Source organism: Leyella stercorea, assembly GCF_021531355.1.
GTDB lineage: Bacteria > Bacteroidota > Bacteroidia > Bacteroidales > Bacteroidaceae > Prevotella.
The window spans coordinates 1-13,003 of record NZ_JADYTS010000001.1 but is presented as its reverse complement, the minus strand read 5'-3'; the positions used below and the strand labels follow the sequence as shown (position 1 = coordinate 13,003).

Annotated in this window: 11 protein-coding genes; 7 read left to right on the top strand and 4 right to left on the bottom strand. The window is 49.2% G+C overall.

The annotated features are described in order from the left end of the window. Positions 1 to 8 precede the first annotated feature (8 nt). Together I6E38_RS00055 and I6E38_RS00050 are read right to left on the bottom strand one after the other, a co-directional pair. Complete coding sequence (locus I6E38_RS00055) at positions 9 to 848, bottom strand: MotA/TolQ/ExbB proton channel family protein (protein WP_235392055.1); 840 nt, start codon at positions 846 to 848, stop codon at positions 9 to 11. A 168-nt stretch (positions 849 to 1,016) separates the two neighbouring features. Then, positions 1,017 to 2,210 (bottom strand): pyridoxal phosphate-dependent aminotransferase, encoded by a 1,194-nt coding sequence (locus tag I6E38_RS00050; RefSeq protein ID WP_235392054.1) that lies wholly within the window; start codon positions 2,208 to 2,210, stop codon positions 1,017 to 1,019. Between the two features lie 179 nt (positions 2,211 to 2,389). On the opposite strand from I6E38_RS00050, the gene I6E38_RS00045 reads away from it, so the two are divergent. The 6 genes from I6E38_RS00045 to I6E38_RS00020 are packed head-to-tail and all read left to right on the top strand — an operon-like array spanning position 2,390 to position 8,038. Further along, positions 2,390 to 2,782, top strand: a complete 393-nt coding sequence (locus I6E38_RS00045; RefSeq protein WP_235392053.1) for a PH domain-containing protein — start codon at positions 2,390 to 2,392, stop codon at positions 2,780 to 2,782. Between the two features lie 44 nt (positions 2,783 to 2,826). Further along, positions 2,827 to 4,044 (top strand): D-alanyl-D-alanine carboxypeptidase/D-alanyl-D-alanine endopeptidase, encoded by a 1,218-nt coding sequence (gene dacB / locus I6E38_RS00040; protein WP_235392190.1) that lies wholly within the window; start codon positions 2,827 to 2,829, stop codon positions 4,042 to 4,044. A gap of 9 nt (positions 4,045 to 4,053) precedes the next feature. Continuing rightward, the gene (locus I6E38_RS00035) at positions 4,054 to 5,214 is read left to right on the top strand and encodes a mechanosensitive ion channel family protein (protein WP_235392052.1); all 1,161 of its coding nucleotides are present in this window, start codon (positions 4,054 to 4,056) and stop codon (positions 5,212 to 5,214) included. Positions 5,215 to 5,259: 45 nt separating this feature from the next. Next, positions 5,260 to 6,783, top strand: coding sequence for an ATP-dependent DNA helicase (locus tag I6E38_RS00030; RefSeq protein ID WP_235392051.1), 1,524 nt, complete (start codon positions 5,260 to 5,262; stop codon positions 6,781 to 6,783). A gap of 29 nt (positions 6,784 to 6,812) precedes the next feature. Further along, positions 6,813 to 7,376, top strand: coding sequence for a peroxiredoxin family protein (locus I6E38_RS00025; RefSeq protein WP_235392050.1), 564 nt, complete (start codon positions 6,813 to 6,815; stop codon positions 7,374 to 7,376). Further along, on the top strand, positions 7,373 to 8,038 hold the full coding sequence (locus tag I6E38_RS00020) for a SprT-like domain-containing protein (RefSeq protein ID WP_235392049.1): 666 nt from the start codon (positions 7,373 to 7,375) through the stop codon (positions 8,036 to 8,038). The genes I6E38_RS00025 and I6E38_RS00020 overlap by 4 nt, the downstream gene beginning before the upstream one ends. Before the next feature lie 198 nt (positions 8,039 to 8,236). Here I6E38_RS00020 and I6E38_RS00015 read toward each other — a convergent pair whose 3' ends face one another. Continuing rightward, positions 8,237 to 9,304 carry a glycosyltransferase gene (locus tag I6E38_RS00015; RefSeq protein WP_235392048.1) on the bottom strand — a complete coding sequence of 356 codons (1,068 nt, stop codon included), beginning with the start codon at positions 9,302 to 9,304 and terminating at the stop codon, positions 8,237 to 8,239. A gap of 33 nt (positions 9,305 to 9,337) precedes the next feature. Beyond that, positions 9,338 to 10,387: a glycosyltransferase gene (locus tag I6E38_RS00010; protein ID WP_235392047.1), complete on the bottom strand. Its 1,050-nt coding sequence runs from the start codon at positions 10,385 to 10,387 to the stop codon at positions 9,338 to 9,340. A 712-nt stretch (positions 10,388 to 11,099) separates the two neighbouring features. On the opposite strand from I6E38_RS00010, the gene I6E38_RS00005 reads away from it, so the two are divergent. Then, positions 11,100 to 12,782, top strand: a complete 1,683-nt coding sequence (locus I6E38_RS00005; protein WP_235392046.1) for a hypothetical protein — start codon at positions 11,100 to 11,102, stop codon at positions 12,780 to 12,782. The last annotated feature ends 221 nt before the right edge of the window (positions 12,783 to 13,003 follow it).

Genomic DNA, 13,003 nt, shown 5'->3' with positions numbered 1-13,003 from the left:
TAGTAAAATTAAGCCTCGTCTCCGTGATTTGCTTCGTATGTCTGAGCAATAGTGTAACCTACTTCGTCAAGCGCGTATGTCAGCTTATCAATCTTGTTTGAATAGTAGTTGTAAGAAACTACAGCGAACCAAGATGTCAAAATACCAGATGCGGTATTTACAAGGGCCTCAGAAATACCCTCAGAGAGCTGGAGTGAGTCACCACCACCACCTGAAGCAAGAGCGGCGAATGAACGGATCATACCTACTACAGTACCGAAAAGAGCGGTAAGAGTACCGAGAGTAACGATAGTAGCAAGGATAGGCATGTTCATCTGGAGTGTAGGCATCTCGAGCTGAGTAGCCTCCTCGTGAGCCTGCTGAATCTTAGCTACCTTAGCAGCACGCTTGAGGTTAGGAGTATTCTCCATTTCCTTGTAAGCAGCAATAGAAGCGCCTACTACGTTAGCAACACAACCCTGCTGCTTGTCGCAGATCTGCTGAGCCTTAGCCATATCGCCAGCAGTGATAGCCTGCTTAACAGAGATAACGAACTTGCCGAGTGAGCTCTTACCGAAAGCGGTACGAAGAGCGAAGAAGCGCTCGATAGAAAGAGCGATAACAGTAAAGAGCAATGTGATGATCACAGGAACGACGATACCACCTTTGTACACAGTACCGAGAAGGCTACCGTCCTTAACAGCGTTTGCAGGATCTCCACCTACGAAGTTGTCAGGGTTTCCAAGTACGAACTTGAAGAAACATACTGCGAGGATGAAACATGCAACGATAATCCAAATTGCGTCTCTAACTCCCTGGAATCCTGAAGATTTCTTCTTAGGATTCGCTTTAGCTTGTGTAGTTGCCATAATTTTTTGTAGAATTTAATAAGTTATTAATGGTTAAAAATTTATCCAATATTTAAATGGTTAATACATTGTATGCGCAGTTTATAAACTATTGTATTTGCGTTGCGCTTTGGCAAAGTTAGCAAATAATGGCAAATAAACATACGCTTACGCGGTATTTAACATTTTTTATTTCAATCTAGTCAATACTTCCTTGATGCGTCGCATTGCTTCGCGGATATTGTCATCGCTTGTAGCGTAGCTCATGCGGAAGCACTCAGGGTCGCCGAATGCGTCGCCACCTACAGTAGCAACATGTCCTTCCTCAAGAAGATACATAGCCAAATCGGTTGAATTCTGTATTGTACGCTTGCCGTCTGTCTTGCCGTAGAAGCTTGAGCACTTGGGGAACAGATAGAAAGCGCCCTCTGGCTTGTTCACCTCCAGACCCGGAATCTGCTTTGCCAATTCGACGATAAGGTCGCGGCGACGTTCAAAAGCCTTACGCATTGTTTCCACGCACTCCTGCGAAGTAGTATATGCAGCCTCAGCAGCCTTCTGGCTTACAGAGCAAGGACCTGATGTATACTGTCCCTGCAGCTTGTTGCAGCCCTTGACAATCCATTCGGGAGCGGCGATGAATCCGATACGCCATCCGGTCATTGCGTATGCCTTCGACACACCGTTGACAATGATTGAGCGTTCCTTCATGCCCGGGAACTGAGCGATGCTCTCGTGATGACCTATATAATTAATGTGTTCGTAAATCTCGTCGGCAAGCACATACAAGCCTTCATGGCGCTTGATTACCTCGGCGAGAGCCTCAAGCTCTGCCTTAGAATATACGCTTCCAGTAGGATTGCTCGGCGAGCAGAGAATGAGCATACGTGTCTTGGGGGTTATTGCGGCTTCGAGCTGCTCTGGAGTAATCTTGAAGTCCTGCTCAAAACCTGCGTTAACAATGACCGGATTACCACCTGCGAGCTTCACCATCTGCGGATAGCTTACCCAATACGGAGCAGGAATTATCACTTCTTCACCGTCGTTGACAAGTGCCATCACTGTGTTGCAGACACTCTGCTTGGCTCCGTTCGACACGAGAATCTCAGCTGTTGTATAGTCGAGATTGTTCTCGTTCTTAAGTTTTGCTACAATAGCCTTACGCAAATCGATGTATCCCGGAACTGGTGAGTAGCGCGAGAAGTTCTCGTCGATAGCCTTCTTGGCTGCTTCCTTGATGTGGTCAGGAGTGTTAAAGTCGGGTTCACCGACACTGAGGTTGATAACGTCTACACCTTGTGCCTTCATTTCGCCACTCTTCTGCGACATAGCGAGTGTCGCTGACGGAGCGAGGCGATTAAGGCGATTTGATAATTCTGCCATAATTTCAAGTCTCGTTATTATTTCTTGCAAAATTAAAAATAAATTCTGACTTATGCGAAGTTTTTCATTACAATTAGAATACAAAAGGTTAAAAAAAGTTCTTATTACGTTGCTTTTAATTTTGTTGAGTCTGTTCAACCCGTCGGTTCGGATAATTATGCTTAACTTTGCACTTGATTATGGACAGAACATTTCATCAACGATTCAGCCCGCAGGCTTTCGCTGCCATACTGCTACTGGCAGTATGCGCCTTGTGGTGCTTTCTTGTGCGCACCGGCGTGACACCACTGATAGGCTTGGCTTGCATGCTGGTGGGCGCAGCCGGTGTCGACCATTCGATCAACACCACATACACATTCACAGCCGACGGACAGCTCGTCATTGCACGCGGCCGTCTGGGCAAACACCTCGTCATACCCGTAGGCGACATCATTTCGGTACGCAAAATCAGGGGCACGCTGATTGTGGCGAGCCACATCGTCATCGAATACGGTGCCGGACACATCACTTATGCACAGCCGTCTGAAGCAGACGGATTCATCAGAGAGATAAAACGCAGACAGGAACAATGATTACACATTATAACATTATTACGCGCGCGACACTTATTATATGCATGATATTTGCCGCCAATTTCACCACGCACGCACAGGAAGACATCAGCGACGACGAGGTTGTGACCGACTCGCTGCTCACCGATACTCTTACAACATCACAGCACGCCCTGCCATGGACCGACCAGGTGCGCACACACATCAACCGACTGCTTGAGAGCGACATGTTCAGCACATCACAAGTGGGAATAATGGTATACGACCTCGATGCCGACTCTGCCATATACACCCACAACGAGCGCCAACTGATGCGCCCGGCTTCGACCATGAAGGTGATAACAGCCATAACAGCAATTGACAAACTGGGCGGCAGCTATCGCTTCAAGACAGAGCTTTGCTATACAGGCGATGTGAGCAACGGCACACTCAACGGCAACGTCTACTGCGTGGGAGGATTCGACCCACGATTCAACATCGACGACATGCGCGCCTTCGTGGAGGGCATACGCAAAATGGGAGTGGACACAATACGTGGCAACATATATGCCGACAAGACTATGAAGAGTGCCGACACACTGGGCAGCGGATGGTGCTGGGACGACGACAACCCTATACTCTCGCCTCTGCTCATCAGCCGTCGCAACGTGTTCGTAAAGCGGTTTGTCGACGAACTGCGCGAGGCGGGCATCGTGGTGGAAGCCACTCTGGGCGAAGCACGCAAGCCCGATGATGCCTACTGCATAGCAAGCCGCTTCCACTCTATCGACCAGATACTGATGCGCATGCTCAAGGAGAGCGACAACCTATATGCCGAATCGATGTTCTATCAGCTGGCAGCCTCTACGGGCAACCGACGCGCTACCGCCAAAGATGCTGCCACGGTGATAGGCCGACTTATAAATAAGGTGGGGCTCAACCCTCGACGCTATCAGATTGCCGACGGTTCTGGACTGTCATTATATAATTATGTGTCAGCCGAACTGGAAGTGAAACTGCTACGCTACGCATTCCGCAACAATAATATCTATCTGCATCTGCATCCAGCCCTGCCCGAGGCTGGCGTCGATGGCACACTGCGCCGACGCATGCGCGGCACATTCACGCAGGGCAACGTGTTTGCCAAGACTGGTACTGTCAAAGGCATCTCGTCGCTTGCTGGCTACTGCACAGCAGCCAATGGCCATCATCTGGCATTCGCCATTATCAACCAGGGTGTGATGCACCATTCCAACGGACGTGCATTCCAAGACCATGTATGCACCATACTGTGCCAACCATAACCGATTATTATGAACGAAATAACAAAATACATAGAGCAGTTGCTTGCCTCCACCTCGCTAACAGGTGGATGGTTATCGTTTGTCACCCTCTCTATGCTATTCGCCACCGTAGCACTCATAGCATGGCTTGTCTACTTGCTGTGCATCAAGGTGGTGTCGCCACTTGCCGCACGCATCACAAGTCGTACCGATGTTGTATGGGACGACTATCTGTTTAACCCACAGATAATCAGGGCTGCATGCAACATTGTGCCTGCCATTATCGTTTGGATGCTTATGCCTCCAATATTTTCCGACTACCCGATAATACAGAGCCTCATCCTTAAGGCTACGGCTATATACATTACCATAGCCACAATGCGACTGGCTACCACCTTTATCAGTTCGCTCAAGCTCTTCGACAACAACGACAAGCGTTCTGCCACACAACAATATCTGCATTCCTTCTGCGGTGTATTGAAGATTATAGTGATTTTTCTCGGTGTCATCGTCATCATTTCTATCATCATCGACCGCAGTCCGCTCACTCTGCTTGCCGGACTCGGTGCCACATCGGCTGTACTTATGCTCGTGTTTAAGGACACAATAACGGGTCTTGTAGCGGGCATCCGCCTTACGAGCAACAATATGGTGCGCAAGGGCGACTGGATTACAGTCAGCAAGACTGGTGCCAACGGTACTGTCGAGGACATCACGCTCTCGACTGTCAAAGTGCGCAACTTCGACAACACCATTGTCACCGTGCCTCCGCAGAAACTCATCGAAGACTCGTTCCAAAACTGGCATGGCATGGAGGAAAGCTCGGGCCGACGCGTCACTCGCGCCATATACATCGACTTCCGCTCTATAACCATTGCTTCCGACGAACTCAAAAAGACTCTTGCTGCCGAAGGCTTGATGAAGATGGAGGAGATGAATGGCGACGTTATCAATCTTACGCTGTTCCGCCGCTACATGGAGCACTGGCTCGAACTACGCGACGACGTCGTCACAAACGCTACATTCCTTATGCGCCAACTCGACCCCACCGAAAACGGTCTGCCCATCGAGATTTACTTCTTCCTCAAGCAGAAGGAATGGAAGGCTTACGAACATCATCTCGCCGAGATAATGGAGTGGATGTACGCCCTCGTGCCAAAGTTCGGACTGAAGATTTACCAGAGAATTTAGACATCCACATTTCACTCTTGAACACATTATAATCATAAGGCCACTGTGCTACAAGACGAACTAATATACCAGATACGACAGAGTTTCGGATTTGAGCCGACGCTCGACCAAAACCACGCACTCACGACATTCGCCGCGTTCATGACCGACCGCGACGACCGTGCCGTCATGATATTGCGTGGCTCTGCCGGAACGGGCAAGACATCGCTGTCGGGCGCCATAGTACGCACTATGCTACGACTGAAGCAACGCGTGGTGCTGCTTGCACCTACCGGACGCGCCGCCAAGGTGTTTGCCATCAATTCCGATACTCCAGCCTCAACCATCCACCGCCGCATCTACCGACAGAAATCGCTCGAAGGCAACTTCTCGCTTGCACCCAACATGCACGCCGACACGCTGTTCATGGTCGACGAGGCGTCGATGATTGCAAACGAGGGACTGCAGGGTTCGGTGTTCGGCACGGGCTGTCTGCTCGACGACCTCGTGCAGTTTGTATATTCCGGACGCAACTGCCGACTGATGCTTATCGGCGACAAAGCGCAGCTTCCACCCGTGGGCGAGGAGGAATCGCCAGCCCTGTGTGCCGACTTCATGAGCGGCTACGGACTGACCACATACGAGAGCGACCTCAACGAGGTGCTGCGCCAGAGCCAGGAGTCGGGCATACTGTACAACGCCACCGTGATACGCCAGATGATAACGCACGACGAAGCCACAGCTTTGCCACAAATACGATTCCACGGTTTTGCCGACATCGTCAACGTTCCGGGCGACGAACTCATCGAGTCGCTTGCCACAAGCTATTCAGAAGTGGGAATGGACGAAACGATGGTGGTGACACGAAGCAACAAGCGCGCCAACATATTCAATCAGGGCATACGCAGCCAGGTGCTGTGGCGCGAGGAAGAACTGACATCGGGCGACTGGCTGATGATTGTCAAGAACAACTACTTCTGGACTGAGCAGGATGCCGCCTTGAACAAAGCCGGACTCGCCAAGGACCCGACTTCGCACAACGCCAACCATTCTGCCGCACCCGCACCCAATACCCCTGCAGCCGACAATCAGCAGCAAACCCCTACCCCATCATTCATAGCCAACGGCGACCGTGCCGTGATACAGCGCGTGCGCAACCGCCGCGACCTGTACGGATTCCACTTCGTCGACCTTTGGCTTCGATTCCCCGACTATGACAACTACGAGTTGCAAGTCACGGCAATGACCGACTCGCTGTCTACCGAAGCGCCTGCACTCACACACGACCAAAGTCAGCAGCTCTTCGAACAGGTGATGCTCGACTATGCCGACGTGCCCTCAAAGCCCGAACGCTACAAGAAGCTGAAGAAAGACCCCTACTACAACGCTCTTCAGATAAAATACGCCTATGCCGTGACCTGCCACAAGGCACAAGGAGGACAATGGGCACACGTATATGTAGACCAAGGCTACATGACCGACGACATGCTCACGCCCGACTACATCCACTGGCTGTACACCGCCTTCACACGAGCCACCGACAAACTGTTTCTCGTCAACTGGCCCAAGACGCAGACCGAGAAGCAATGACACGTTCTATTATTCCAATACATAAACATATGAAACACTTTAAGCTTTTCTTATTGGCATTGGCTATGACCGCCATGCCACACGCCATTAACGCTCAGGCGCAGACAAATGCACAAACTACGGCTGCCGACCTCGACGCCAAGTACGCCACCGAACTTCTGAAGCCCGGCACCGAGGCTCCCGAGATTGCACTCAGCACTATCGACGGCAAGCAGTTCTCGCTGAAGAGCCTGCGTGGCAAATACGTAGTGCTCGACTTCTGGGCTTCATGGTGTTCCGACTGTCGCAGAGACGCGCCCAACATCGTAGCCCTGTACAACAAATTCCATCAAAAAGGAGTGGAGTTTGTAGGCGTTTCGTTCGACAGAAACAACGAGTCATGGAAGAACGGAGTGGCTAAACTTGCACTGCCCTACACCCAGGTGAGCGACCTCAAAAACATGCGCGAGTCGCCCGTATCATTGGCTTACAACATCAAGTGGATTCCTTCGGTCTACGTCATCGACCCCGAGGGCAAGGTTGCATTGGCAACAGTAATGTCCGAAAAAGTCGACGCATACCTCACGTCAGTATATCCCGACTGCGCCGAATGACCCTTACCACCGACATACTACGTACTTGGTTCAGGCAGTTCAACGCCGATTATTTCGGCGATGAGCTGCCTGTGCCTCGTCTTGTGCTGTCCAAGGCACGCACCCGACTGGGCACTATGGTGTGCAAATGCCAACGCCGTCTGCTGAAGCGTGTGTACACCGACTTCACCATACGCATCAGCATCTATTACGATTGCAGCGAGCGTGAATATCAGGAGACGCTGCTTCACGAGATGATACATTATTATATTATGTACAAGCGCATCCCCGACACGTCGTCACACGGACGGGTGTTCCGCGAGATGATGCAACGCCTCAACAGCCAGTACGGCTGGCACATAACGGTGTCGTCGTCGATGCGCGGTCACAAACTCACCGACCCGTCTGCCGACAAGGCTGTCAACACCTACGTAGTGCTTGCCATCGTGCTGCGCAACGGTCAGCGTATGCTGTCGGTAGTGAGTCCGCGCTCGGCTCGCAAGATTGACCTCATGGCCCAGAGGGCGAACGAGATAGCGTCGCATTGCTGGTATATGACGCAAGACAACTACTTCCGCGACTTCCCCAAAGTGCGCAGTCTGCGCGCACGACGTGTAACTAAGGAAGTGTATAACGAAAAAACGGCTGCAATGCAGCCGCTGAGTTTTAAGGGTATGGGGTAAGGATTATTTATAGTTGAGAGTTGAAAGTTGAGAGTTTAGAGTTATGATTACCTTTATAGCATTATCAACAACAAAGTTATGTTGTATATGCATATCATAACTCTAAACTCTCAACTTTCAACTTTCAACTCTCAATTCTCAACTTTCAACTCTCAATTCTCAACTCTCAATTCTCAACTCTCAACCCTCAACTTTCAATTATCTCCCAACCGTTTCCTTTATCACATTCGCTATTTCCTCAGCATCGCGCTTGTCATTAAACAAGCGCTCAGCTATTTCCCGTCCGCGCTGCCCCATTCGTCGCGCCTCTTCGGGATGCGTAGCTATATATTCTATGGCACGCTGCCAACCCTCCACATCACCATATTCCACTGAAATGCCGCAACCCTCGCGGTCGAAATCTACGGGTATCTGCGGATTTCGGCTGCATATAATGGGCTTACCGAGGGCGAGAGCCTCAACCACTGTGGTCAGTCCGGCGGTGTAACGTGTCTTGTGACAGCATATCACCACGCAGTCGGCATGAGCCACGTCTATTGCAATTTCGTAGGGCAACAGTCCGCAAATCTCCTTCACCTCGATGTTATCGGCTGGCTTACAGCGGCGCACGGCGTCGAGATTGGGATTGGGCACGTTAGGGTCGGGGTTGATTCCGATGAAGAGTCGCAGGTGGCGGCGGGTACGGTTGAACGCCTCGATAAGCGTAGGCTGGTCGCGTTGCTCCTTGCCCGTAGCTATGAATGTAAAGGTGTCGTTGGCAGGACTGACGGCTATCGAGTCGTAGAAGTCGAGGTCGGCACCCCAATGGCCCACAACCATGTGCGCAGGTCGGGCTTTGCGCGATAGCAACGAGTCGTCGAAGAGCTTCTTCGAGAAGAATATCATGCGGTCGAGACCACGATAGAAGAGTCTGCCACAGAGTTCGCGCAGACGGCTTGCCGACTTCACTACGGGCTGATGGTGCCACACCACGATGGGGCGGCGATAGAGTCCGATGGCTCGCAGCAGCACAATCAGCTCCAGTCCTTTGTAATGCGTAGCATAAATGGCGTCGAAATGTTCGCGACACGTCAGTATGCGCCACGCCGTATACAGCGCTGTGGCAATGCGTGAGCGGTCCTTGCGGGGCGAGCGGTGCCACACTACGTCGATGCCATGGTCGGGCAGATGGCACGCTCCGTACAGAAAATGCGACGGAAACTCGCCCTTGCCCATTCGCCCAAGGCAGTATTGTATGTTTTGGGTATGATAAAAGTAAACCTTCATTTTATTCTTTCTTTCCGTAGTTTTTGCCCATGCCTACTGGCGCTGGGCAAGATAGCGGTAGTTGTATATCTGCATGAACGGATGCACCATGGCACGCAGCAGAGCCACGGGGTCCTTCTCGCGGGTATAGAACAGCGTGTGTCGGTATTTTATGTAATAGCGCTCAATGCCCAGCAGTGCCGTCAGTCCGCGTCTGCACTCGTTGTGCAGCAGACGTATTCCGTCGGCAAAGATGCGGTTGTCGGCTGTAGGCATACTGCCCGGAGCCTCACAATGGGCAGCCATCGACTTGCGCCACACCCACTCAAGGAAGTCGCGGCGTGCGGCAAAGTGGGCGTTCATCCATGGCTTGACACGACGATAGTTGCGCACGCCATACCATATCATATACAGAGCGTTGTCGGCACGGCGCACACGATGATGGTCTACGCGCACATAGGTGGCAGCCTGCTCATATCGGCGCTGCTTCACCAGCAGGCGGTCTATAAGCACAATGCTGTCCAATGCTGCAGCGGCTGTGGCTGTCATCACGTCGTAGCACGTGCGGCGGTATATCTCGGGCTGCTCCTGTTCGGTAGGAATCACGTCGAGCAGTTGTCGGCGCAGCATCTGGCAGTGGCCCATCATCGAGGCATAGAACAGACGTATGAGGTTGCAGTTGGGTCGGCGGCGGTCGAAACGTATCTCCGCTCCCGAGTCGGAGAAAGGCTCCGAGCGGCACACGCACATCATGCGCGAGCCTATAGCGCCGCGCTGCTCCTCCAGTTTTGTGGGCATCCAGATGTCGTCCTGGTCGCTCACGGCAATCAGTTCGCCCTCCGCCCGACGCATGGCAGAGAAGAAGTTGGCGTTGATGCCCATCTGTGCTGTGTTCTGAACAATGCGCATCGCCACGCCCTCGGGCGCACGCTCGGCATACTCGCGCAGCACCTGCATGGTGTTGTCTGTGCTGCAGTCGTCCTGCACTACTATCTCGCCTGGCAGCAACGTCTGTGCGAATATCGAGTCGAGCTGTTCGCGCAGATGGCGTGACGCACCGTTGTAGGTGCACATTACTACTGATATGGTCTTGTCCTGTTTCATAAACATCTGCAAAGGTACTGCAAATTATCCGTACAAATATAAGACAGGCAGTAAAAAAGTGTTACAAATAAAAAATCGATTCTAGAGATTTCAAAAGGCATTTTTGAAGGTTTTTATGGTGACAAACGCCTCCCCACTCACCAGTTTAGGCTTCTTTGCATTGCAAATGTAGTCCTTTTGCAATGTAAATGTAGTCGTTATAGAAGGTAAATGTACTACAGTTAGACTGCAAATGTAGTACATTTTAAATTAAAAGGAGCTTTTTTATTTCGCAAGAATCAACGTCAGAGCGTCCTAATCCGCATAACTCACTGTGTATTAACAACATAACAAAAGCCTCTCAAAACTCGAGATTTTCGCATCAAAGATTTCCTTGTGCGTTCAGCTCGCAGTTTTGAGCGGTTAGAAATGCAAATATTGTGTAAGCGTATCCGCGATGCAGCCATGTTCTATTCGCTTGCATGCTCCTGCAGACTGCAAGGTGTCAACTTCTTTGAATATATATCTATTGGGTCGGTAATTAGGGCGGTTATCATTAAGGGATAATGAAAATAATTAATTATCTTTGCACCCAGTTTTTGATAGTCCAATGCGGAATGTTAACAGACAAAAAGTAATCCTGACTTAGAAGTTTGCTTCAGTTGGATGTGAACGCTCTATATGATAAAATGATTGTCAGTGACATCAGCGAGGGCATAGGAGCATATGAAATATGATTAAAAGAATAGGACATTTTATAAATATTATCCTGTTGTCGCTAGCTGTATTGACAATAGGCAGTTGCGACCGGCACGGAACGGCTTGGAATAAAATGGATAAAGCGGAGAACCTTATGGATACCAAGCCTGATTCTGCCCTTGTCGTATTGGAAAACATACCGTCCTCAAGTGTCAATGGGAAAGAGGCGGCGGCCAGATATGCGCTGCTCAAATCCATTGCATTGGACAAAAACTACATTGACACGACAACTTTCGATGTCCTTCAGCCTGCCATTGACTATTATGTCAAGAACGGAACCCCCGATGAGCAGTTTCGGACATATTATTATCAAGGCAGGATTTATCAGAATCAGGGGGATGATGATTCGGCAATGCAGTCTTTCATGAATGCTTGTGATTTGAGAAAACAGGTAACGGACTCTTTGTTACTGTCCCATACATTGGTGGCACAGGGCACTTTGTATCTCAAGCAGTACAAGATAAACGATTTTGTACATTATAATATGGAAGCAGCCAAACTATATAAAACCATTGGCAAAGACATCCTCGCAATAAAGAGTTATACGAATGCGCTTGATGGATACGTTATGCAGAACAACAAACCAGCGGCAGACAGCCTTATGTCCATTTGCGTACCGATGGTTAAAAAGAATCCCGAGGGAGAAGCTTTTCTGTTCCCTTCCTTATTGTCATATACTGTGAATTTCTGTTCATCCGATGAGATAAAAGAGGTCTTGACAGAATATCAGAACATGGAGCTAACAACCGATGAGACCATGATCTTTGCTGAAGGGTATTCAAAAATCGGAGAGTATGACAAAGCCATGGCCCTCATTTCGAATATTAATCCGGCAGAAAACACCTGGGACTCGCTTAAATATGCTTCGATAAAGATTGATATTTTAGAGAGACAAGGCAAGTATAAAGAAGCCTTTACTCTATATCGGGATTACTCCGCCTCCCTTGAGCATTACCAAAAAGAATTGCTTTCGCAAGATTTATTGTTCTCAGACAAAAAGCACCAACTTGAAATGAAAAGCCTTATGGAGATTCAAGACCGGGACAGAATTATTTGGGGAACACTTTGTGGTATATTTGCGTTGGTCATCATTATTGGCTGGTTATATTACCGAGGCTACCGTAGTAAAACTAAGCACATTCTGACAGAAAAAGAGAATAAAAATCTAAGACTTGAGCAAGAAAACCTCAGATTAGAAATTGACCAGCTGGAAGATGAGCGTGACAATCTGAAGGAATTGCAAAAGGAACAGTCGGAACTGTCAAAACCTATTAAAGACGTGATAAAGAACAGGCTTGATTTGCTCAACGGTCTGCTGGCAAAAGAGATAACCAATAACGACCGCTATGCAGAGCCGTACAACAAATGGATTGATACTGTACGTAATGACAAAAAGAAATTTATGGACTCCACACGCCTTGCTTTCGCGGCGTCGCACCCAAAGTTTATTGAGCATCTCGAACAGCATGGATTGTCTGCCAATGAAATCAATTATCTCTGCTTGTATGCAATAGGATTGCGTGGCAAGGAAGTAGGAGAATACATCCAAACGAAACGCCATTATATCGTAAGCCATGAAATCAGAAAGAAGCTTGGCATTGACGAACACGAAACCAACATCGGTCCTTATATCCGTAAACTTTTAAGGGCTTTGTAAAACTTTGAATGGCTTTGTAAAACTTTTTCATCACACTGTTTTATAACACATTGTATATCAACAAAATAAAAACTACTAAGTAAAACTTTTATACTTGCTTGAAAACTTTATTTGTTGTAAATTTACATATGTTTAATCAATGATTATAGGTTCTTCCGTTAAATGCATAGATAGAAAAAAAATATTTATATTATGATAAAAATAAAGCTGGCATCATCTAT

What these genes read in the sequence shown, in the direction of transcription:
- I6E38_RS00055 (WP_235392055.1), bottom strand. Translation starts at nt 848, where the DNA reads ATGGCAACTACACAAGCTAAAGCGAATCCTAAGAAGAAATCTTCAGGA.
- I6E38_RS00050 (WP_235392054.1), bottom strand. Translation starts at nt 2,210, where the DNA reads ATGGCAGAATTATCAAATCGCCTTAATCGCCTCGCTCCGTCAGCGACA.
- I6E38_RS00045 (WP_235392053.1), top strand. Translation starts at nt 2,390, where the DNA reads ATGGACAGAACATTTCATCAACGATTCAGCCCGCAGGCTTTCGCTGCC.
- dacB (WP_235392190.1), top strand. Translation starts at nt 2,827, where the DNA reads ATGATATTTGCCGCCAATTTCACCACGCACGCACAGGAAGACATCAGC.
- I6E38_RS00035 (WP_235392052.1), top strand. Translation starts at nt 4,054, where the DNA reads ATGAACGAAATAACAAAATACATAGAGCAGTTGCTTGCCTCCACCTCG.
- I6E38_RS00025 (WP_235392050.1), top strand. Translation starts at nt 6,813, where the DNA reads ATGAAACACTTTAAGCTTTTCTTATTGGCATTGGCTATGACCGCCATG.
- I6E38_RS00020 (WP_235392049.1), top strand. Translation starts at nt 7,373, where the DNA reads ATGACCCTTACCACCGACATACTACGTACTTGGTTCAGGCAGTTCAAC.
- I6E38_RS00015 (WP_235392048.1), bottom strand. Translation starts at nt 9,304, where the DNA reads ATGAAGGTTTACTTTTATCATACCCAAAACATACAATACTGCCTTGGG.
- I6E38_RS00010 (WP_235392047.1), bottom strand. Translation starts at nt 10,387, where the DNA reads ATGAAACAGGACAAGACCATATCAGTAGTAATGTGCACCTACAACGGT.
- I6E38_RS00005 (WP_235392046.1), top strand. Translation starts at nt 11,100, where the DNA reads ATGATTAAAAGAATAGGACATTTTATAAATATTATCCTGTTGTCGCTA.